Origin of the sequence: Cupriavidus sp. IK-TO18 (assembly GCF_015549295.1) — a bacterium.
Lineage (GTDB): Bacteria > Pseudomonadota > Gammaproteobacteria > Burkholderiales > Burkholderiaceae > Cupriavidus > Cupriavidus oxalaticus_A.
Genome location: NZ_JADGMP010000029.1, coordinates 12,922 through 34,757 on the forward strand (window position 1 = coordinate 12,922; position 21,836 = coordinate 34,757).

Sequence of the window (21,836 nt, forward strand, 5' to 3'; positions counted from 1 at the left end):
GACATGAAAGCACTGCAAGGAAAGACCGGCTGGATGCTGCTGCTGGCTCTCGCCATCGCGTTCCCGCTGGTCACGCCCAACAGCTACTACCTGACCGTGATGACGCTGGCCTTCATCTACGCCATCGCCACGCTCGGGCTCAACCTGATCACCGGCTACACCGGCCAGCTCAACCTGGCGCACGGCGGCTTCATGGCCATCGGCGCCTACACGCTGGGCATCCTGACCGTCGATCACCAGGTGCCGTTCTGGCTCGCCTTCGTGCTGGCCGGCGTGGTCTGCATGGTGCTGGGCTACGTGGTCGGCGTGGTGTCGCTGCGGCTGAAGGGCCATTACTTCTCGATCTTCACCATGTGCATCGGCTACATCATCTACCTGGTGATCGAGAAATGGGAAAGCCTGACTCACGGCACCGTGGGGCTGATCGGCATCCCGGTGCCGGCGGCGATCGGACCGCTCGCGTTCGACAGCGTGCAGGCGCAGTACTACCTGGTGCTGTTCTTCCTGGCCGTGGGTACGTTCCTGATGCACCGGATCGTCACTTCGCTGCTGGGCCGCAGCTTCATGGCCGTGCGCAACAGCGATGCGCTGGCCGAAGCCCTGGGCATCAACCTGATGCGCACCAAGGTGCTGTCGTTCGTGCTGTCGGTGGGCTACGCCGGTTTTGCCGGCGCGCTGTACGCCGGCCAGGTGCGCTTCCTGGGTCCGGACATCGCCCGCACCGACCTGACCTTCGACATGGTGATGTCGATGCTGGTGGGCGGCATCGGCACCCTGTTCGGGCCGCTGCTGGGCGCGGTCTTGGTGCCGTGGATCACGCAGTCGCTGCAGTTCATGCAGGACTACCGCATGCTGGTGTTCGGCCCGGTGCTGATCCTGCTGATTATCTTCGTGCCGGACGGCATCGTGGGTTCCTGGCTGAAGAAGCAGGCGCGCAAGGCCGCCGCCGCACGCCGCGGCAAGCAGGCACAGCCCGCTGCCGCCGGCAACATCGCATCTGTCCCGACCACCCGCGCCGGAGCCGACCATGCTTGAGATCCGCAACCTGACCAAGAAATTCGGCGGCCTGACCGCGGTGCACGATGTCTCGGTGACCTTCGAGCAGGGCCACATCAATGCCATCATCGGTCCCAACGGCGCCGGCAAGACCACCTTCTTCAACCTGGTCGCGGGCACGCACGCACCCTCCTCCGGGCAGATCCTGCTCAAGGGGCAGGACGTGGCCGGCCTGCGCGCCGACCAGATCGCGCGCCTCGGCGTGGCGCGCACCTTCCAGGCGACCGCGCTGTTCGACCGCGCCACGGTGCTGGATAACCTGATCGTCGGCCACCGGCTGCGCACGCGCGCCGGGCTGGGCGACGTGCTGTTCAACACGCGCCGGCTGCGCGAGGAAGAGCGCCTGTGCCGCGACAAGGCCGAAGCCGCGCTCGACTTTGTCGGCCTGTCGCACCTCGCGCATGAAGTCGCCGCCGATATCACGCAGGAAGCGCGCAAGCGCGTGGCGTTTGCGCTGGCGCTGGCGACCGACCCGGAGCTGCTGCTGCTCGACGAGCCGGCGGGCGGCGTCAATCCGGAAGAAACCGTCGGCCTGGCCGAGCTCATCCGCAAGATGGTGCGCCATGGCAAGACCGTCTGCCTGATCGAACACAAGATGGACATGATCATGCGGCTGGCCGACAAGATCATGGTGCTGAACTACGGCGAGAAGATCGCCGAAGGCACGCCCGCGCAGATCCAGCAGGATCCGCATGTCATCGAGGCCTACCTGGGAGCCGACCATGTTGCAGCTTGAACGCGTCTCGCTGTCGTACGGCAGCTTCCGTGCGCTGGACAACATCACGCTGCACGCCGGCGCCGGCGAGCTGGTGGTGCTGCTGGGCGCCAACGGTGCCGGCAAGAGTTCGATCTTCCTGGCGATGAGCGCGATCCACCGCATCAGCGGCGGCAGCATGCGCTTCGACGGACGCGAGCTGTCGGGCATGAAGCCGTCGCAGATCGTGCAGGCGGGGCTGGTGCATTGCCCGGAAGGACGCAAGCTCTTTCCCGCGATGAGCGTGGAAAAGAACTTGGTGCTGGGTGCGTATGTGCATCGGCGCGACGGCGCGGGGATTCGCAAGACGCTGGAGGAGGTCTATGAACTCTTCCCCATCCTGCGGCAGAAGAAGGACGATCCCGCGGGGTCGCTGTCCGGCGGGCAGCAGCAGATGGTGGCGCTGGGCCGCGCGCTGATGAGCCGGCCGCGCGCGCTGCTGCTGGACGAGCCGTCGCTCGGGCTGGCGCCGCTGGTGGTCAAGCAGATGTTCGAGATCATCCAGCGCATCAACCGGGCGGGCACCACGGTGCTGCTGGCGGAGCAGAACGCCTATGCGGCGCTGGGGATTGCGCATCGCGCGTATGTGATCGAGAGCGGGAAGATCGTGATGGAGGGGGACAGGGATACGTTGCTGAGGGATGAGGGGATTCGGAAGGCGTATATCGGCGGGTAGGTTTTGCTCCCTCTCCCGCTTGCGGGAGAGGGTTGGGGAGAGGGCCGGCGTGTCAGACGAAGTGCATGCGTTGGCATAACCACGGCCTGTCCTCTCCCCCTGCCCCTCTCCCGCAAGCGCGAGAGGGGAGAAAACAAGCGGTCGGCCAGAGATGGCAGATCGAATAGATGCAGTACTTTCAGGAGACATCACCATGCAAAGCAACATCATCCGCCGTATCTTCCCGCTGGCCGCCACCGCCGTGGCCGCCATGACCGCCATAATGGCTTCGGGCGCCGCGCTGGCGCAGGAAGTCGTCAAGATCGGCTATACCGGCCCGCTGTCCGGCGGCGCCGCGCTGTATGGCAAGAACGTGCTGTCGGGCGTGCAGATGGCGGTGGATGAAATCAACACCGCCGGGCTGGAGGTCAAGGGCAAGAAGGTCAAGCTGGAAGTGGTGGCGCTGGACGACAAGTACTCGCCCGCCGAGGCCGCCATCAACGGCCGCCGGCTGGTGCAGCAGCACAAGACCGCGGCGATCTTCGTGCCGCACTCGGGCGGCATCTTTGCGCTGCAGGCCTTCAACGAGCAGGAGAAATTCCTGGTGATGGCCTATTCCAGCGTGCCGCGCATCACCGATGCCGGCAACAAGCTGACCATCCGCATCCCCCCGGCCTATACCGGCTATATCGAGCCGTTCATCAAGGCGCAGATGAAGCGCTATGGCAAGAACGTGGCGCTGACGCCGGCGGATCACGACTATGCCAAGGCCTGGGTGCAGGCCTTCGTGCCGGCCTGGGAATCGGCCGGCGGCAAGGTGGTGGCCAACAACCCGATGTCGTACACCAAGGCCACCGACTTCTACAGCGGCGTGTCGCGCGCCATCAGCGAGAAGCCGGACGTGATGTTCGTCGGCGGACCGTCCGAGCCGACCGCGCTTGTGGTCAAGCAGGCGCGCGAACTGGGTTTCAAGGGCGGCTTTATCGTGATGGACCAGGCCAAGATGGACGAGATGGCCAAGGTCACCAACGGGCTGTCGATGCTGGAAGGCTCGATCGGCGTGCTGCCGCTGGTCAACGACAACCGCCCGGCGGCGCAGGCGTTCAATGCCAAGTACAAGAAGCTGCATGACGGCCGCGATGCGACCACCGAGATGTCGCTGAACTACACCATGGTCTATGCGCTGGCCGGCGCCATGAAGCTGGCGGGCACCACCAGCGATGCCGCGGCGATCCGCGCAAAGATGCCGGACGCGGTGAAGGGACTGGCCAGGGAGGTCAATCCCAACGAAGTCGACGGCATCGATGCCAAGGGCGGCTCGATGGCCGATACCGTGGTGGGCTGGGTACAGAACGGCAAGATCTCGCAGGTGCGGCTGTCGGAGCTGGCCAAGTAAGGTGGCCAGATGAGCTGGCCAAATGCGCTGGCCAAATGCGTTGGCCATCCACGCCGAAAAGCCCTGCAGGCCACGCGCCTGTGGGGCTTTTTTCTGTTGGCGGCAACCGACAGGATCCGACGCGTCTCAGCCGGAGGTCGGCGCGCCGCTACGAGCGAACGCCGAACAGGCCGTGCCAGAACGAATCGAAGGCGCCGGGATGGCGCCTGTGGCGCTCCGGGGCATCGTGCCCTGACGCCGCCGCTGCCTCGGGTTCCGGCGCCTGCGCGGCAGCCGCGCTTGCCTGCCGCGATGCCTGCAAGGCCGAAACGCTGTCGGCGATGCGGGCCGCCAGCTCCGCCTCGCAATCGCGGCCGAGCAGCACGCCAAACAGGACATCGCGGTTGTGGCCGTCATCGGCAAAGCGCATGGCGATGGTGACCATCTTCTCGTACTGTTCCTGCGCCGCGCGCTGGGCCTCGCGCTGCGCGGCGCGTTCCTGCTCTTCGTGTGCTTCCTGCTCCGCCTGCCAGCGGCGCATCTCGCGCTCGAACACTTCGTCGTAGATCTGGCGCTGTTCGGCGTCGGACAGGATCGCGTAGGCGTCGCGGATTTCCTGGAAGGCCGCGTGCGCCTCGGCCTCGCGGCCGAGGTTGCGGTCCGGGTGCCATTTCATTGCGGCGCGCCGGTACGCCAGCTTGATCTCGTCAAGGGTGGCGTCGGCTTGCACGCCTAGTGTCGCGTAGAGGGTCGTCATGGGGCGATGGGGGCGCTGCTGGGCTGGCGTTCATGCTAGCACGGCGCGCCGGCCCATCGGGGGCATCGCCGCTACTGGGGCCGGTCACCGTCGCGGTTACGTGCCTCCATCTGCCCACGGTCGTGCTGGGCGCGCTGCTGCTGTTGCTGTTGCTGGCGCTGCTGCTCCATCTGCTGGCGCTGGCGGTCCTGCATTTGCCGCTGCTGTTCCTGCTGGTGGCGCTGCTGCTCCTGCATTGCCCGCTGCTGCTCCTGCGCCTGCCGCTGCTGCGCCTGCGCGGCGCGCTGCTGCTGCTCAGCCTGCTGGCGCTGCATGGCCTGCTGGCGTTGCTGCTCCTGCATCTGCCGTTGTTGTTCCTGCGCCTGCCGCTGCTGTTCCATCTGCTGACGCTGGGCGGCCTGTGCCTGCCGCTGCTGGACTTCCTGCGCCTGGCGCTGCTGGGCCTCCTGCATCTGACGTTGCTGCTCGAAGCGCTGGCGCTGCATCTCCTGCCCCTGCCGCTGCTGGTCGGCCATCTGGCGCTGGCGCTCCACCTGCTGGCGCTGCTGCTCGGCGGCCTGGCGCTGCTGTTCCATCTGCTGGCGCTGGGCGTCATGCGCCTGGCGTTGCTGCTCCATCTGCTGGCGCTGCGCGTCCTGGGCCTGACGTTGCTGCTCCATCTGCTGGCGCTGGCGGCCTTCCTGCATCTGGCGCTGCTGGGCGTCCTGGGCCTGGCGCTGCTGCGCCTCCTGCATCTGGCGTTGCTGCTCGAAGCGCTGGCGCTGCATTTCCTGCGACTGCCGCGCCGGATCGGGGCGATCCTGCCCGTCCGCCCACTGCCGTTGCTGCCCGCGCTGCTGCTCCTGCTGGCGCCGCTCCATCGCATCCTGCTGCTGCCGCTGCAGTTCGCGCGCCTGCTGCTGTTCGCGGCCAGGCTGGCCTTGCCACTGGCGCTGCTGCTCCTGCTGGCGGCGCTCCATCGCTTCCTGCTGCTGCCGCTGCAGTTCGCGCGCCTGTTGCTGTTCGCGGCCAGGCTGGCCTTGCCACTGGCGCTGCTGGTCCTGCTGGCGGCGCTCCATCGCTTCCTGCTGCTGCCGCTGCAGGTCGCGCGCCTGCTGCTGTTCGCGCTGCATGGCCTGCGCCTGGCGTTGCGCATCAGGCTGGCCGGCAAAGCCGCGTCCATCGTCGGGACGCGCGCTCTGCCCACGGCCATTGCCGCGCCAGCCGTCCGGCGCCTGGGCCGGGTCCGGGCGGCCGGCGCGCGGCTGCTGCTCGCGCGCGGCCAGGGCGGCCTGGCTCATGCGCACGTCCGGCATGGGCTGCGCCTCGCGTCCCGGGCGCCCGGGGCGTCCCGGCCGTGGCTCGGGGCTGCCGCGCCATGCCGGGCCCGCCCCGGGGACGACACCGCCCTCGCGGGCGAAGCGTCGGGCCAGGTCATCGGTGGCCGGCCGTCCCGGCGGGTGCGCCGCGATCGCCTGGCGCTCGAAGACCGGGCGCGCCTGCGGCGGCAGCTGCCGCACCGGCGCGGCGCCGACCAGGCTGTTCTTGACCGGCGCCACCGGCGGGCCGCCGCGTGCCTCGCCGGCCGGCAGGTTGCGCCATTCGGCGCGGTGCATGCCGCGCACCGGGCGACCCTCGACGAAATTGCGCGCCGGCATGCCGGTGATGGCGCCAGGCACGTTGCGGTTGGCATACGGCACGGGCCGCCCGCGGTCGCCCATCACGATGTTGTTGACGGTGACGCGGTTGATGCGCGCGACATAGCTGGGACTGGCGCGGTACGCCGGCCGGTAGGCATCGCGCGGACCGAGCGGGTACCACGCCACGCCGGGGCCCCCGCCCACTTGCACGCTGCTCCAGCCGTGCCCGCCGCCGCCACCGCCGACAAAGGCCACCACGGCCGGCGAGTAGCACGGCCGCACCCGCGGGCCCGGCACCCAGCCCCAGCGCGTGCCCACGAAGGCCCAGCGCCCGTAGTGCGACGGGGCGAAGCCCCATGGGGCATCGTCGATCCAGGTCCAGCCCCACGGCGCGATCCATGCCCAGTGGCCGACGCTGTAGGGTGCCCAGCCGGCGCTGACGACGCGCGGGAACCAGACCGCGCCGTAGGCGGGTTCTTCCTGCCAGTCGCCGTAGTCGTCCAGCGCCGCGTAGCCCGGCATTTCGCGCGGCAGGTAGCGCGCCGACGGCGACGCGTCTTCGCGGGCGTCGCGGGCCGCGGTCCAGCGGTCGAAGCTGTCCTCGGCAATCGGACCGCCGCCGGCATCGGCCAGGTCGGTGCCGGCAAAGCGCATGCGATCGCCGCGCTGCAGCTCGATCGAGCGGCTATCGCCGTAGACCACGGCGCTGCCATGCCGCATCGTCACCGTGGTGGTGCTGCCGTCCGGCGCCACGTCGAGCCGGTAGTCGCCCGGCTCGCGCGGCACGAAGGCCAGGTTGGGGGTATCGATCTCGACGGTCTGGTCCTGCGGCAGCGCACGCACGCGCACCTGCATCGTGCCCTGCGTCAGCTTGACCTGGGTGGTGTCGTCGTCCAGGTTCAGGATGCTGGCCGCGGTCGCGCCGCCCATGCGCATGGCAACGTTGCCGGCGTGCAGCTCGGCGCGGCCGCCGGCGTCCATCCACAGCCGGTCGCCGGTAGTGACCGGGCGGTTGAGGCCGGTGGCGGCCCACTGGTCCGAGCCGGCCGGCGCGAAGCTCAGGTTGCCGTCGACCGCGGTAAGCGTGGCGATGCGGGCGGACGGGTCGGCCTGCGCAACCGGGGCGTCGACGATGGGCGCGTCCAGGTAGGGCTGGCCGGGTGGCGGCACCTGGGCCAGTGCAGCAGCCGCCACCGCAAGGGCCGAGGCGGCGGCGAGCGCAGTCAGGGCAAGCCGGGTGCGCGGGCCGGCGAGCGGGCGGGAACCACCAGATTGGACGGATTCGGACATGATTTCAGGTCGGGACAAGACGCTCCGGGATGCGGCGCGGGCAGCCGGTCGGAACCGATCGGCGAAGCCAATGGCAACGCGCCATCCTATTGGCACCATACATTGCCGGGAAGCCTGGCAACATGGCCCATGCGGCGCACTTTGTAAGCGCGTATTTCACCATGTGGCATGGTGGCCCGCCGGGAAACGAGGCGCGAGGCAGGCGGCGGGCGGGAAGGCGGGCGGCGGGCGATGCGCGGCGGCACACCGGGCGTCAAAGGTAGAAACAACTATTGCCGGTTTTGCCGGTATTGCCGGAGCCGGCGCGCGCCGGCCGGCCGGCGGCGGTTTCAGCGGCCTTGCTGCTCGCGCAGCAGTTCGGTCAGCCGGTCGGCCGGCATCGGCCGCCCATACAGGTAGCCTTGCGCCTCGTAGCAGTCGTGGGCCAGCAGGAAGTCGCGCTGCTCCGGGGTCTCGACGCCCTCTGCGACCACGCCGATGCGCAGGCTCTTGCCCACGTTGATCACCGAACGCACGATCGCGGCGTCGACCGGATCCTGGGTGACATTGCGGATAAAGGACTGGTCGATCTTGAGCCGGTCGACCGGGAACGACTTGAGGAAGCTCAGCGACGCATAGCCGGTGCCGAAATCATCGCAGGTCAGCGTCACGCCGTCGCGGCGCAGCGCCTGCAGCTGGTCCGAGACCTCGTCGCCCTGCTGCAGCGCGATGGTCTCGGTGATCTCGATCTCCAGGCAATCCGGCGCCAGCTCCAGCGCGCGCAACACGTGGCGCACCTCGGTCAGAAGGCGGCTTTCGGACAGCTGCGCCGCAAACAGGTTGATGGCGACGCGCGGCGGCTGCGAAAACGCCAGCGACCACGCGCGCGCCTGCGCGCACGTGGTCTGCAGCAGCCACATGCCGACGTCGCTGGCAATGCTGCTGGCAGCCAGCGCGTCGATGAACAGTGCCGGCACGATCAGCCCGCGGGTCGGATGCCGCCAGCGCATCAGCGCCTCGGCGCCGCGGATTCGGCCGTCGCGCAGGTCGACCTGGGGCTGGTACAGCAGCTCGAACTGGCGCTGCGCGTAGGCTTCGTGCAGGGCCTGGACCAGCGACAGGCGCGCGGTCACGTCCGAGCGCATCTGCGGCTTGAAGAAGCGGATGGTGCGGCCGCCGTCGTGCTTGGCACGGGCCAGCGCCAGGCTGGCGGCGGCGAGTACGTCTGAACCCAGTTCGCCGGCAGCGGGAATCACGCACGCGCCGATGCTGGCCAGCACATGGTGGCGGCGCCCGGCGTGCTCATGCGGGGAAGACAGCATTGACAGGATCGCCGCGCCGACATGCCGGACCAGCGTGGGATCGGAAATGGAAGGCAGCAGCACGCCGAACTCGTCGCTGCCGACGCGGCCGATGGCGGCATCGCGCGGCGAAGCATCGCGCAGGCGCCGGGCCACCCGCTGCAGGATGACGTCGCCCTCGGCATGCCCGTGCATATCATTGAAGGCACGGAAATCATCGATGCCGATCAGCAGCAATGCGCAGCGGGGCACCGCCTCAGCCTGCAGGCGCACCTCCAGCCGCTTCAGAAACCCCTGGCGATTGTCAACGCCGGTCAGCGGATCGAGATCCGAGCCTGGCGAGGCACCAGCCGCCTTCGCCCCGGACTTGGCCACCATCCCTGCCCCATCTGTAATTGTCGACATTGTTACCCGCAAGCAATTTAGCAAGTGTGACGAAAACTTGGAAAAAATCAAGAAGTTCCCGCCGGCTGCCGTAACCCCAATGCGGCGGCGCAACGCTGGCGAGCCCGTCGCGCGGTTGCGCGTTGAATCGGCTTGCGGCATACAGTACCCTACCGCGCACCAGGGCCGTGCCGGCAGCCGCGCAGCCGGAAAGCGGCCCTGGACGCGGCGATGCGGGCAACGGCCGCCCCCGGTAACATTGCGCTCCGTCGCCCTGCTCCTCCCTGAACAAGAACATTACCGGGACCTTCACCGTGAACGCTTGGACCATCCGTACCCGCATCCTGGCCAGCTTTTCCATGATCCTGCTGGTCATGGCCCTGATGGGCGTGGTCGCCTATATGCGGATGAATGCGATCGAGCGCGAGACCGCGCTGATGCTGCATGACGCCCTGCCGGGGCTGAACTACAGCACCGGTATCCGCGGCGTCTGGGGCGAGCGCTACGTGCTTGCCTGGCAGACCATCAATGCCTCGAACGACGACGAGCGCCGCGGTTTCCAGGAACAGGGCAAGGACGCGGCCGCGCGCCTGGACAAGCTGGAGCAGCAGTACGAGGGCACGATCACGCGCAGCGAGGACCGCGTCGCGTTCCAGGCCTACCGCGACCTGCGCGCCCAGTATGAACAGGCCGCGCAGGTGCTGGCCCAGGCCGGCGACTGGAACGGCGCGGCCGCGGTCGCGGCGCTGCGCGGCCCCGTGCATGATCGCTGGATCGCCGCGCGCAAGGCGGCCCAGCACCTGGTCGACGACAACAGCGCGGTCAATGCACGCGCCGCGCGCGGCATCGACGATGCCGTCAACACCGCCAAGATCAGCATCGAGGCCGCGTTGATCGTCGCGCTGGTGGTGGCCGTGGTGTGCGGCTACCTGCTGCTGCGCGCGATCACCGTGCCGATGCAGTCGATCGTCGGCCTGCTCGCCGGCATCCGCGGCGGCGACCTGCGCCAGCGCATGGCGCTGCGCCGCAAGGATGAGTTCCACGAGGTCGAGGAAGGCTTCAACCAGATGACCGGCGAGCTGACCTCGCTGGTGGGCCAGGCGCAGCGCACCGCGATCCAGGTCACCACCTCGGTCAACGAGATCGCCGCCACCGCGCGCCAGCAGCAGGCCACCGCCACCGAGACCGCCGCCACCACCACGCAGATCGGCGCCACCTCGCGCGAGATCTCGGCCACCGCGCGCGACCTGGTGCGCACCATCCATGAGGTGTCCAGCGCCGCCGAGCAGGCGGCCGGGCTGGCCGGCACCGGGCAGGTGGGCCTGTCGCGCATGGAAGGCACCATGCAGCACGTGATGGACGCCGCCGGCTCGGTCAACGGCAAGCTCGCCACGTTGAACGAGAAGGCCGGCAATATCAACCAGGTGGTGACCACCATTGCCAAGGTGGCCGACCAGACCAACCTGCTGTCGCTCAATGCCGCGATCGAAGCCGAGAAGGCCGGCGAGTACGGCCGCGGCTTCTCGGTGGTGGCCACCGAGATCCGCCGCCTGGCCGACCAGACTGCGGTGGCCACCTACGACATCGAGCAGATGGTGCGCGAGATCCAGTCGGCCGTTGCCGCGGGCGTGATGGGCATGGACAAGTTCTCGGAAGAAGTGCGCCGCGGCATGTCGGAGGTGACGCAGGTGGGCGACCAGCTGTCTCAGATCATCGCCCAGGTGCAATCGCTGGCGCCGCGCGTGGTCATGGTCAGCGAGGGCATGCAGGCGCAGGCCGGCGGCGCCGAGCAGATCAACCAGGCGCTGATGCAACTGTCGGAAGCCGCCCAGCAGACGGTCGAATCGCTGCGCCAGTCGGGCCAGGCCATCGACGAACTGACGCTGGTCGCCAACGACCTGCGCAGCGGCGTCTCGCGCTTCAAGGTCTAGGCGGCCCCTTACTGGACCTTATCGGCCCGTATTGGCCCGTATTGGCCCGCCCAGCCTTCCGCCTCGCAACCATGAAGCTCTTCCTGCTGTTCCGTCTTGGCGCCGACCACTACGCCCTGGATGCGGCCGAGGTCGCCGAGGTGCTGCCGCTGACGCGCCTGAAGCAGGTGCCCGGCGCACCCGCCTGGGTGGCCGGCATGATGGAGCGCCGCGGCCAGCCGGTGCCGGTGATCGACCTGCCGGCGCTGGCGACCGGCGTGCCGGCGGCGCTGCGCACCAGCACGCGCACGGTGCTGGTCCACTACCGCCATCGCGGCACCGCCGCGCCTCGGCTGCTCGGCCTGCGGCTTGAGTCCGCCACGCAGATGCTGCGCTGCCCGGCCGAATCCTTTGTCGATAGCGGCATAGCGGGCGCCAGCCCGCGCTACCTGGGGCCGGTGCGCCATGACGCGCGCGGCCTGGTGCAGTGGGTGCGCATCGACGCCCTGCTGCCAGACGAAATCCATGCGATGCTGTTCGCCGACACGTCCGGAGACCCCGCATGAGCACTGCCACACACATCGAGGCCCTGCTCAAGGCCCGCATCGGCCTGGACGCCGATGCCATCGGCAGCGGCGCGGTGGAACGCGCGGTGCGCGAGCGCAGCCACGCAGTGCAGGCAGCGGATACGCAGGCGTACTGGAACCTGCTGCGCGGCACCGCCGGCGAGTTCCAGGCGCTGATCGAGGCGGTGGTGGTGCCCGAGACCTGGTTCTTCCGGCATCGCGAGGCACTACTGGCGCTGGGCCGCTTTGCCGCCGAGCGCGCCTTTGCCGACGGCACGCGCACGCTGCGCGTGCTGAGCCTGCCCTGCTCCACCGGCGAAGAGCCCTATTCGATCGCCATGGCCCTGCTCGATGCCGGCGTGCCGGCGGCGCGCTTTTGCATCGACGCCGTCGACATCAGCGCCCGGGCGCTGGCGCGCGCGCGCCAGGGCGAGTACGGCGCCAACGCCTTCCGCAGTGGCCCGCTCGACTTCCGCGACCGCTATTTCACCGCCGGCCCCGCCGGCTACGCGCTGGACCCGCGTGTGCCTGCGCAGGTGCGGCTGCTGCAGGGCAACCTGGTCGATCCCGACCTGCTCGCCGGCGAGCCGCCCTATGACTTCGTCTTCTGCCGCAACCTGCTGATCTATTTCGCTGCGCCCGACCAGCGGCGCGCGGTGCAGACGCTGGCGCGGCTGACGATGGCCGACGGCCTGCTTTTCGTCGGCCCGGCCGAGGCCAGCCTGCTGAGCGCGCAGGGGATGGTGCCGGTCGGCCTGCCGCTGACCTTTGCCTTCCGCAAACCCTCGCCGCGCGCCACACCGGCCGCCATCGCGCACCCGCCGCAGGGGGCAAGGATGGCTGCGCCGCTGCGCCTGCCGCGCTCGCCGGTGCCGGCCAGGCCCGTCGTGCGGCCAGCGCCCGCGCCCGGCACGCCTGCTGCTACCGTCATGCCCGGCCATGCGCACGCCAGCGAACTGGCCCGTATCGCCGGCATGGCCGACCGTGGCGAACTCGAGGCCGCTGGCGCCGCCTGCCAGGCACTGCTCGACCGCATCGGCACCGATGCGGGCGCCGCCGGCGCCTGGTGCATGCAGGGCGTGCTGCACGACGCCGCCGGCCGCACCGCGCAGGCGCACGCCGCCTACCGCAAGGCGCTGTACCTGGACCCGGCGCACCAGGAGAGCCTGTACCACCTGGCCGCGCTGCTCGACACTGAAGGCGACCACGACGGCGCCATGCGCCTGCGCCAGCGCGCGCAACGCCACACCCGCAAGCACCATGGCTGAACCGCAAGGCATTTTCCGCGGAACCTGCGCGGCCACCGTCGCAGTGGACGATTGCTGGCGCCGCATCGGCGTGCGCGGCGACGGCTCCTGCCCGGCGCTGGCCGAGCACGCGCACTGCCGCAACTGCCCGACCTACGCGCAAGCCGCGGCCATGCTGCTGGATGCGCAGCAGCTCGACCTGCCAGACCTGCTCGACCAGAACGCCGATGCGCTGCCCGATGCGGCAGCCATGGGCGGAGAAGCGGACGACCCGTACGCCGGGCACGGCAACGCGCTGTCGTGCCTGGTATTCCGCATCGGCGAAGAATGGCTGGCGCTGCCGACCGCGGCACTGGGCGAAGTCACCGCGCCGTGTCCGGTGCATTCGCTGCCGCACCGACGCGATGCCGCGGTGCTGGGCCTGGCGGCCGTGCGCGGCAACCTGCTGGTGTGCCTGTCGCTGGCACGGCTGTTCGGCACTGGCGAGGCCGGCGATGCCGGCGAGGCAGCGGGCAGCCGCTTCCTGATCCTCGGCCAGGGCCGCGCCGCGCTCGCGCTGCCGGTGGCCGAGGTTTCCGGCGTGGTGCGCGTATCCGGACCCGCGCTGCAGCCGCTGCCGGCCACGCTGGGCCGCGCGTCGGCGCGCTACACGCAGGCGCTATTCCTGGACCATGGCCGCAGCGTCGGCCTGCTCGACGCGGCCCTGCTGCGCCAGGCACTGGCACGGAGCCTGGCATGAACCCCGAACAGTTGCGCGACGCCTCGCTGCTCGAGCTGTTCGCGCTCGAGGCCGAATCGCAGGCCGAAATCCTCAACGCCGGGCTGCTGGCGCTGGAGCGCAACCCGGCCGCCGCCGAGCACCTGGAGGCGTGCATGCGCGCGGCGCATTCGCTCAAGGGCGCGGCGCGCATCGTCGGGCTCGACGCCGGCGTGCGCATGGCGCACGCCATGGAAGACTGCCTGGTCGCCGCGCAGGGCGGCATGCCGCTGACGGCCGCGCATATCGACGCGCTGCTGCAGGGCACCGACCTGCTGCTGCGCATCGGCCATCCGCCCGGCGGCGATCCGGGCTGGGCCGACGGCGCCGGCCGCGCCGGGATCGATGCGGTGGTGCAGCGGCTGGGCACGCTGGATGGCGGCCTGGCCCTGCCGCCCGTTGCAGCCCCGCAAGCCGCGCCGTGGACAGTGCCGGCAGACGATGGGCCCGCCATACCACCAGCGCCAGCCGCACCCATCCCGCAGCCGCAGGCAACGGGGCCACAGCCAGTCGCCCCCGGCGAGCCGCAGGAGCGCATGCTGCGCGTCAACGCCGATGCCCTCGACCAGCTGCTGGCACTCTCCGGCGAGGCCATGGTCGAGTCGCACTGGCTGCGGCCATTCGGCCAGGCGCTGCAGAAGGCCAGGCGCCAGCAGGCGCGCGCGCTGCGCGCAGCCGATGCGCTGCAGGACGCGCTGCAGGACACCCTCGCGGACAACGCCGGCGCGCGCGTGGCGCTGGCCGGATTGCGCCAGCTGCTCGAAGACGGGCATGGCGAGCTGTCGCGGCGGGCCGATGAATTCGACCAGTACGACCACCGCGCCACGCGCCTTGCGCGCCGGCTCTACGACAGCGCGCTGGGCTCGCGCATGCGCCCCCTCGCGGATGGGCTGACCGGCTACGCGCGCATGGTCCGGGACCTGGGCCGTGCGCTCGGCAAGTCCGTGCACCTGGAGCTGGTCGGCGCGGGCACGCAGGTCGACCGCGACATCCTGGAAGCGCTCGACGCCCCGCTCGCCCACTTGCTGCGCAACGCGGTGGACCACGGCATCGAGCCGCCCGCGGTGCGCCAGGCCCAGGGCAAGCCCGCCGAAGGCCGGGTCACGCTGCAGGCCCGCCACAACGCCGGCCGGCTGGTGATCGAGATCTTCGACGACGGCGCCGGCGTCCACCTGGACGCATTGCGGCGCGCGATCGTGCGGCGCAACCTTGCTTCGGAAGAGACCGCGGCGCGGCTGTCGCAGGCGGAGCTGCTCGATTTCCTGCTGCTGCCCGGCTTCAGCATGCGCGACACGGTGTCGGAAGTGTCCGGCCGCGGCGTGGGCCTGGATGCGGTGCAGGAGATGGTGCGGCGCGTGCGCGGCAGCCTGCGCCTGACGCAGCAGCCCGGGCAGGGCCTGCACTTCCACCTCGAGCTGCCGCTGACGCTGTCGGTGGTGCGCACGCTGCTGGTGGAGGTCGCGGGCGAGGCCTATGCCTTCCCGCTCGGGCATGTGCTGCGCGCCGCCGCGGTCGGACGCGCGCAGATCGAGCAGACCGAAGGCCACCAGCATTTCCGCCACGAGGGCCGTGCCATCGGCCTGGTCAGCGCGGCGCAGGTAATGCAGCGGCCGGAGAGCATTGCGCACGAGCGCGACGACGTGCAGGTGATCATCGTCGGCGAGGGCGAGCGCACCTACGGCATCGCGGTCGACCGCATGCTGGGCGAACGGCTGCTGGTGGTGCAGCCCCTGCCCGCCGCGCTGGGCAAGGTGAAGGACATCGCCGCCGGCAGCCTGACCGACGACGGCACGCCGGTACTGATCTTCGACGTGGAAGACCTGCTGCGCTCGGTCGAGAAGCTGGTCTCCGAAGGCCGCATCGAAGGCGTGCGCCACGCTGCCGAAGCCAGCGTGCAAGCGCGCGCGCGGCGCGTGCTGGTGGTCGACGACTCGCTCACCGTGCGCGAGCTGCAGCGCAAGCTGCTGGCCGGGCGCGGCTACGATGTCGCGGTGGCGGTCGACGGCATGGACGGCTGGAACGTGCTGCGCGCCGAGCCTTTCGACCTGGTCATCACCGATATCGACATGCCGCGCATGGACGGCATCGAGCTGGTGAGCAGGATCCGCCATGACGCCGCGCTGCGCCAGCTGCCGGTGATGGTGGTGTCGTACAAGGACCGCGAGCAGGACCGCCAGCGCGGCCTGGAAGCGGGCGCGGACTATTATCTGGCAAAGGGCAGTTTCCACGACGCCGCGCTGCTCGACGCGGTGCAGGACCTGATCGGCGAGGCACGCTCATGAAAATCGGCATCGTCAACGACTCCCCGCTCGCCGTCGCCGCGCTGCGCCGGGCCATCGCGCTGGACCCCGCCTTCGAGCTCGCCTGGGTCGCCGTCGACGGCGAACAAGCCGTGCAGATGGCCGCGGCCCGCACCCCGGACCTGATCCTGATGGACCTGCTGATGCCGGTGATGGACGGCGTCGAAGCCACGCGCCGGATCATGGCGGCCACGCCCTGCGCGATCGTGGTGGTCACCATGGATCTCGGCCGCAATGCCGAGCAGGTGTTCGAGGCGATGGGACACGGCGCCATCGACGCGGTCGATACGCCCACGCTGACGGAAGCCGATGCACAGCTCGCCGCCGGCCCGCTGCTGCGCAAGATGCGCAATATCGGCCGGCTGCTGGCTGGCCGCGTGGCCCCGCAGCACAAGCTGCAAGCCGCGCCGCGCGCCGTCGCCGCGCCCCGCCTGGTGGCGATCGGCGCCTCCGCCGGCGGCCCGGCCGCGCTGGCGGCGCTGCTGGGCGCGCTGCCGGCCGACTTCGGCGCGGCGGTGGTGGCCGTGCAGCACGTCGACGAGGCCTTCGCCGCCGGCATGGCCGAATGGCTCGACGGACAATGCACGCTGCCGGTGCGCATCGCCCGCGCCGGCGACACGCCGCAGGCCGGCACGGTGCTGCTGGCCGGCACCAACGACCACCTGCGCCTGGCAAGCCCGACGCGCATGGTCTATACCGAACAACCGTGCGACTACCTGTACCGGCCCTCCATCGATGTATTCTTTGAAAGCGTGGTCGAGCACTGGCGCGGCGACATGGTCGGCGTGCTGCTGACCGGCATGGGCCGCGACGGCGCGCTCGGCCTGAAGGCGATGCATGATCGCGGCTTCCTGACGATCGCACAGGACCGCGCCACCAGCGCCGTGTACGGCATGCCCAAGGCGGCGGCGGCGCTTGGCGCGGCGGCCGAAATCCTGCCGCTGGGCCGCATCGCGCCACGGCTGGTGCAGGCGTGCGGCCGCACCGGCCTGGCCGCGCCACTGCCGTGAGCGCCGCCATACTGCCAGAACACGTCCCGGGCCCGGCCCGGGAGCGCAACACCCCAGGATTACAGCATGAACTCCCAACACCCTGCCCTCGCCTCTAACGCATCGGACTACCAGGTCATGGTGCTGCTGGTGGACGACCAGGCCATGGTCGGCGAAGCGGTGCGCCGTGCGCTGTCCACCGAGCCCGACATCGATTTCCACTATTGCTCGCAGCCCGGCGAAGCCGTTGCCGTGGCGCAGCGCACCCGGCCCACGGTGATCCTGCAGGACCTGGTCATGCCGGGCGTCGACGGCCTGACGCTGGTTCGCCATTACCGCGAGAACGCCGCCACGCACGATATCCCCATCATCGTGCTGTCGACCAAGGAAGAGGCCTCGATGAAGAGCGCGGCTTTCGCCGCCGGCGCCAATGACTACCTGGTCAAGCTGCCCGACAGCATCGAGCTGGTCGCGCGCATCCGCTACCACTCGCGCTCGTACCTGAACCTGCTGCAGCGCGACGAAGCCTACCGTGCGCTGCGGCAAAGCCAGCAGCAACTGCTCGAGACCAACCTGGAACTGCAGCGGCTGACCAACTCGGACGGCCTCACCGGGCTGTCCAACCGCCGCTACTTCGACGAATACCTCGGCGCGGAATGGCGCCGCGCGCAGCGCGAGCAGACGCAGCTGGCGCTGCTGATGATCGATGTCGACGCCTTCAAGGCCTACAACGATACCTATGGCCACGTCGCCGGCGACGACGTGCTGCGGCGCGTGGCCGCGGTGATCAGGGACAACTGCACGCGGGCATCGGACCTGCCCGCGCGTTTCGGCGGCGAAGAGTTCGCGATGGTGCTGCCGGGCACCTCGCCCGGCGGCGTGCGGCTGCTGGCCGAGAAAGTACGGCGCGCGGTGCAGGACCTTGCCATCGCCCACAGCGGCTCGCCCACCAGCGATTGCGTGACCGTCAGCATCGGCGGCGCGCTGCTGGTGCCGCAGGCCGGTGAGCCGTCGAGCCGGCTGGTGGAGGTCGCCGATGCGGGGCTGTACCAGGCCAAGCGCAACGGGCGCAACCAGGTCATGATGTCACTGCCTTAGCGATGAGCCCGATCGCGCCAAAACCCTTGCCTTAATGACGGGGTCAATGGCGTCGACACGCCGGTTGCAACAACCGGTTACACAGTAGTTGCCGCAGGCCCGCACAAGTCGGCGCTTCGGGCCGGCCGCCGCCAACCTATAGCCGGTCACGCTTTGCCGTATTTCGGACGCATTGTGGCCACCGCGTCTTGTGGGATTCCTCCGACAGGGAATTCGGAAGCGCGCGCCTGTCTCGCACCACACTTCATACCTATCGTTGCATCACGGCAGTTGCATCCCGGCACGCGCGTACGCCGCGCCTGCAGTCCATGCAGAAAGCCAACTGGCCAGCTACCGGCGCACCCGCCGCGCGGCATGGGCCAGCTCGTCTCTGAGTCCAACGGTAAGAGGTGACCCATGTTCCGATCCAAGTCCAGTCTTATATTCGGCCTTGCGCTGGCCGCAACGGCAATCCTGTCCGCCTGCGGCGGCGGCGATGACGGTATCGACGATCGCATCGGCCTGAGCAAGCCGAGCGTCCGCGCAATCCATGCGGTCACCGGCGGCCCCAACGTCGACATCCTGCAGAACGGCGCGCTGACCAGCTTCACCAACAAGCCGTACAAGTTTGTCTCGACCTACTTCAACGTCGAAACCGGCAACCAGCTGATCTCGTTCAACACTGCCGGCACGCAGACCGAACTCGGCCGCACCACCATCGTGGCAGCCACCGGCCACAAGTACACCGTGGTCGCACTGCCAGGCGCGACCGGCGCCGAAGTGCTGCAGATCGACGATCCGTTCGAAAAGGGCCTGTTCTCGCACAAGGCGCGCGTGCGCACGCTGAACGCTTCGTTCAATGCGCAGAACGTCGATTTCTACCTGACCATGCCGGCGGTCGACCTCAATTCGGTCGGCCCGAACTTCAGCAACGTGGGCTACAAGCAGGCATCGCCGGCCTCCGGGTCCGATTCGGTCGACATGGACGGCGGCACCTATCGGCTGCGTATTACCACGGCGGGCACCAAGACCGTGATCTTTGATTCGGGCACGCTGACGCTGGCCAACAACGCCGACTGGCTGATCACCACCATTCCGACTGACGGCGTCGGCGCGTCCGTGCCGAACAAGATCAAGGTGCTGGTGGCACGCGGCGATGACGAGTCGCAGGCCGGCCTGGAGCTGGTATCGCAATAACGCAGCAAGCATGATCCTGCCCGAGCCAGGCGCGCGGGCAGGCGCCGCAGGCCGGTCCACTGGACCGGCCTGTGCTTATTGCGGGCGACATTCAGCCGCCAAAACCTGTACGCTATCGGCGTGGGACGCGCGTGGCGCGCATGTCCGCCGTGGCATGCGCCGCGCCATGATGACGCGCTGCTCCCTCCACACAGCTTTGGGAGATTGCGGACATGGCTATCCAGCTCAATCACACCATCGTGTTTTCCCATGACAAGAAGGTATCGGCCGACTTCCTCTGCGAGATACTGGGTCGTCCGGCGGCAGTGCCGTTCGGGCCATTTCTTGCCGTCCGGCTCGACAACAGCGTCACGCTGGACTTTATGGACGCCGGAGGCGATGTTGCCCTGCAGCACTACGCCTTCCTGCTGAGCGACGCCGAGTTCGACCAGAGCTTTGCCCGCATCCGCGCGCGCAACCTGATGTACTGGGCCGACCCGTACCGCCGCCGGCCGGAACAGGTCAGTACCGACGATGGCGGCCGCCGGATCTATTTCGAGGACCCGAGCAAGCATTTCCTGGAGATCTTCACCAGGGAATGACGCTCAGGGCTGCTCGCCCTCGTCCGGCGCCAGCTCCGCCTTCAGCACCGCAAGGTGCGAGATGTACTGCTCCAGTTCGGCACGCCCGCGCTCCGTGATGCAGTACACGCGGCCGCTGCCTTCGACCAGCTCGGCGGTAATGGCACGCGCCATCATCAGGCTGCGCAGCACCGGCCGCAGCGAGCGGATGTTCTTGTCGATGCCGCGTTCGCGCAGGCGTTCGACCAGGCTCAGCACCGTCGAAGGACTCGACTGCACGAGCTTGAGGACGTAGATACGTGAGAAAAACCGGTCAAGGGTTGGCGGTTTCATGGGCGCTGTCGGCGCACCCGACGGTGCGGGAATCCTGATCATCATGCGCAGCCCATGACTGCTGCCGCAGTCGGGCACTCTCTTGTCGTGATGGCGGGCCGTGCGGCCCAGCCAAAGAAAAACGGGGTGCACAGAGGCACCCCGGAACGCTTGCGTTGTGATGCGCCGCCTGGGGTGAACCGTTCCAACGGCGCATTCCCGGGGCAGCACGCGCGGCGCTATTCTTCCTGGAACGCTTCTTCGCGCTTGGCCTTGATCGACGGCAGGGCTACCACCGCCACCAGCGCGGCAGCCGCGATCAGCAGGCCGACCGACAGCGGGCGCGTCACGAACACCGTGAAGTCACCACGCGACAGCAGCAGCGAGCGGCGGAAGTTCTCTTCCATCATCGGCCCCAGCACGAAGCCCAGCAGCAGCGGCGCCGGCTCGCACTTGAGCTTCAGGAACAGGTAGCCGATGATGCCGAAGCCCGCAGCCATGAACACGTCGAAGGTCTGGTTGTTGACCGAGTAGACGCCGATGCAGCAGAACGTCAGGATCGCCGGGTACAGGAAGCGGTACGGCACGGTCAGCAGCTTGACCCAGATACCGATCATCGGCAGGTTCAGGATGATCAGCATCAGGTTGCCGATCCACATCGAGGCGATCAGGCCCCAGAACAGCGCCGGGTTGCTGGTCATCACCTGCGGGCCGGGCTGGATATTGTGGATGGTCATCGCGCCCACCATCAGCGCCATCACCGCGTTGGGCGGAATGCCCAGCGTCAGCAGCGGGATGAACGAAGTCTGCGCCGCTGCATTGTTGGCCGATTCCGGACCCGCCACGCCTTCGATCGCGCCCTTGCCGAACTCGTGCGCAAACCTGGAGGTCTTCTTCTCGAGCGAGTAGGCCGCGAACGATGCCAGCGCCGCGCCGCCGCCAGGCAGGATGCCCAGCGCCGAACCCAGCGCCGTGCCGCGCAGCACCGCGGGAATCATGCGCTTGAAGTCGTCCCTGGTCGGGAACAGGTTGGTGACCTTGTTGGTGAAGGTCTCGCGGGCTTCCTTCTGCTCCAGGTTGGCGATGATTTCCGCGAAGCCGAACATGCCCATGGCCAGTGCCACGAAGTCGATGCCGTCGGTCAGCTCCGGCACGTCGAACGAGAAGCGCGCGGCGCCCGAGTTCACGTCAGTTCCGATCAGGCCCAGCAGCAGGCCCAGCACGATCATCGAGATTGCCTTGGGCAGCGAGCCGGAAGCCAGCACCACGGCGCCGATGAGGCCCAGCACCATTAGCGAGAAGTATTCGGCGGGACCGAACTTGAACGCGATTTCCGACAGCGGCGTGGCAAACGCGGCCAGGATCAGCGTGGCGACGCAACCGGCGAAGAACGAACCCAGGCCGGCGGTGGCCAGCGCCACGCCCGCCCGTCCTCGTCTTGCCATCTGGTAGCCGTCGATGGTTGTCACCACCGACGACGATTCGCCCGGCAGGTTCACCAGGATGGCGGTGGTCGAGCCGCCGTACTGCGCGCCGTAGTAGATGCCGGCCAGCATGATCAGCGCGGCCACCGGCGGCAGCGTGTAGGTGATCGGCAGCAGCATGGCGATGGTAGCCAGCGGCCCCAGGCCCGGCAGCACGCCGATCAGCGTGCCCAGCACGCAGCCGAGGAAGGCGTAGGCCAGGTTCTGCAGCGACAGGGCCGTGGAGAAGCCCAGCGCAAGATGGTCAAACAATTCCATGGTTTGCGA

At 69.1% G+C, this 21,836-nt stretch carries 18 protein-coding genes; 13 read left to right on the top strand and 5 right to left on the bottom strand.

Annotated elements, in window-relative coordinates:
• The first annotated feature begins 3 nt into the window (after positions 1–3).
• The 4 genes from IPF36_RS20550 to IPF36_RS20565 all read left to right on the top strand — a co-directional run bounded on the left by IPF36_RS20550 (position 4) and on the right by IPF36_RS20565 (position 3,861).
• Positions 4–1,035, top strand: a complete 1,032-nt coding sequence (locus IPF36_RS20550; protein ID WP_135703100.1) for a branched-chain amino acid ABC transporter permease — start codon at positions 4–6, stop codon at positions 1,033–1,035.
• Positions 1,028–1,792, top strand: coding sequence for an ABC transporter ATP-binding protein (locus tag IPF36_RS20555; RefSeq protein ID WP_195429892.1), 765 nt, complete (start codon positions 1,028–1,030; stop codon positions 1,790–1,792). The genes IPF36_RS20550 and IPF36_RS20555 overlap by 8 nt, the downstream gene beginning before the upstream one ends.
• Positions 1,779–2,486, top strand: coding sequence for an ABC transporter ATP-binding protein (locus IPF36_RS20560; RefSeq protein ID WP_133095786.1), 708 nt, complete (start codon positions 1,779–1,781; stop codon positions 2,484–2,486). Before IPF36_RS20555 ends, IPF36_RS20560 begins: the two co-directional genes overlap by 14 nt.
• A gap of 193 nt (positions 2,487–2,679) precedes the next feature.
• Positions 2,680–3,861 (top strand): ABC transporter substrate-binding protein, encoded by a 1,182-nt coding sequence (locus tag IPF36_RS20565; protein WP_133095787.1) that lies wholly within the window; start codon positions 2,680–2,682, stop codon positions 3,859–3,861.
• 148 nt (positions 3,862–4,009) lie between these two features.
• On the opposite strand, the gene IPF36_RS20570 is transcribed toward IPF36_RS20565, so the two are convergent.
• The 3 genes from IPF36_RS20570 to IPF36_RS20580 all read right to left on the bottom strand — a co-directional run bounded on the left by IPF36_RS20570 (position 4,010) and on the right by IPF36_RS20580 (position 9,164).
• Positions 4,010–4,597, bottom strand: a complete 588-nt coding sequence (locus tag IPF36_RS20570; RefSeq protein ID WP_133095788.1) for a J domain-containing protein — start codon at positions 4,595–4,597, stop codon at positions 4,010–4,012.
• Between the two features lie 71 nt (positions 4,598–4,668).
• On the bottom strand, positions 4,669–7,506 hold the full coding sequence (locus IPF36_RS20575; protein ID WP_195429894.1) for a DUF6600 domain-containing protein: 2,838 nt from the start codon (positions 7,504–7,506) through the stop codon (positions 4,669–4,671).
• Positions 7,507–7,835: 329 nt separating this feature from the next.
• Positions 7,836–9,164, bottom strand: a complete 1,329-nt coding sequence (locus tag IPF36_RS20580; protein WP_135703104.1) for a bifunctional diguanylate cyclase/phosphodiesterase — start codon at positions 9,162–9,164, stop codon at positions 7,836–7,838.
• Between the two features lie 320 nt (positions 9,165–9,484).
• Between IPF36_RS20580 and IPF36_RS20585 the strand changes: the two genes are divergently transcribed.
• From IPF36_RS20585 to IPF36_RS20625, 9 genes are all read left to right on the top strand, one after another.
• The gene (locus IPF36_RS20585; protein WP_195429895.1) at positions 9,485–11,101 is read left to right on the top strand and encodes a methyl-accepting chemotaxis protein; all 1,617 of its coding nucleotides are present in this window, start codon (positions 9,485–9,487) and stop codon (positions 11,099–11,101) included.
• A gap of 71 nt (positions 11,102–11,172) precedes the next feature.
• Positions 11,173–11,646 (top strand): chemotaxis protein CheW, encoded by a 474-nt coding sequence (locus tag IPF36_RS20590; protein WP_133095792.1) that lies wholly within the window; start codon positions 11,173–11,175, stop codon positions 11,644–11,646.
• Positions 11,643–12,914: a protein-glutamate O-methyltransferase CheR gene (locus tag IPF36_RS20595; RefSeq protein WP_195429897.1), complete on the top strand. Its 1,272-nt coding sequence runs from the start codon at positions 11,643–11,645 to the stop codon at positions 12,912–12,914. Before IPF36_RS20590 ends, IPF36_RS20595 begins: the two co-directional genes overlap by 4 nt.
• Positions 12,907–13,632 carry a chemotaxis protein CheW gene (locus IPF36_RS20600; protein ID WP_135703108.1) on the top strand — a complete coding sequence of 242 codons (726 nt, stop codon included), beginning with the start codon at positions 12,907–12,909 and terminating at the stop codon, positions 13,630–13,632. The genes IPF36_RS20595 and IPF36_RS20600 overlap by 8 nt, the downstream gene beginning before the upstream one ends.
• Entirely contained in the window at positions 13,629–15,932 is a 2,304-nt protein-coding gene (locus IPF36_RS20605) for a hybrid sensor histidine kinase/response regulator (RefSeq protein ID WP_195429899.1), read from the top strand. The genes IPF36_RS20600 and IPF36_RS20605 overlap by 4 nt, the downstream gene beginning before the upstream one ends.
• Positions 15,929–16,960 (top strand): chemotaxis response regulator protein-glutamate methylesterase, encoded by a 1,032-nt coding sequence (locus tag IPF36_RS20610; protein ID WP_195429901.1) that lies wholly within the window; start codon positions 15,929–15,931, stop codon positions 16,958–16,960. The genes IPF36_RS20605 and IPF36_RS20610 overlap by 4 nt, the downstream gene beginning before the upstream one ends.
• 66 nt (positions 16,961–17,026) lie before the next feature.
• On the top strand, positions 17,027–18,037 hold the full coding sequence (locus IPF36_RS20615) for a PleD family two-component system response regulator (protein ID WP_133095797.1): 1,011 nt from the start codon (positions 17,027–17,029) through the stop codon (positions 18,035–18,037).
• A gap of 396 nt (positions 18,038–18,433) precedes the next feature.
• Positions 18,434–19,213 (top strand): DUF4397 domain-containing protein, encoded by a 780-nt coding sequence (locus IPF36_RS20620; RefSeq protein ID WP_133095798.1) that lies wholly within the window; start codon positions 18,434–18,436, stop codon positions 19,211–19,213.
• A 212-nt stretch (positions 19,214–19,425) separates the two neighbouring features.
• Complete coding sequence (locus tag IPF36_RS20625) at positions 19,426–19,794, top strand: VOC family protein (RefSeq protein WP_195429904.1); 369 nt, start codon at positions 19,426–19,428, stop codon at positions 19,792–19,794.
• A gap of 3 nt (positions 19,795–19,797) precedes the next feature.
• Here IPF36_RS20625 and IPF36_RS20630 read toward each other — a convergent pair whose 3' ends face one another.
• Both IPF36_RS20630 and IPF36_RS20635 read right to left on the bottom strand, forming a co-directional pair.
• Positions 19,798–20,106 carry a helix-turn-helix transcriptional regulator gene (locus IPF36_RS20630; protein ID WP_135703111.1) on the bottom strand — a complete coding sequence of 103 codons (309 nt, stop codon included), beginning with the start codon at positions 20,104–20,106 and terminating at the stop codon, positions 19,798–19,800.
• Positions 20,107–20,324: 218 nt separating this feature from the next.
• Entirely contained in the window at positions 20,325–21,827 is a 1,503-nt protein-coding gene (locus IPF36_RS20635; RefSeq protein WP_133095801.1) for a tripartite tricarboxylate transporter permease, read from the bottom strand.
• Between the last annotated feature and the right edge of the window lie 9 nt (positions 21,828–21,836).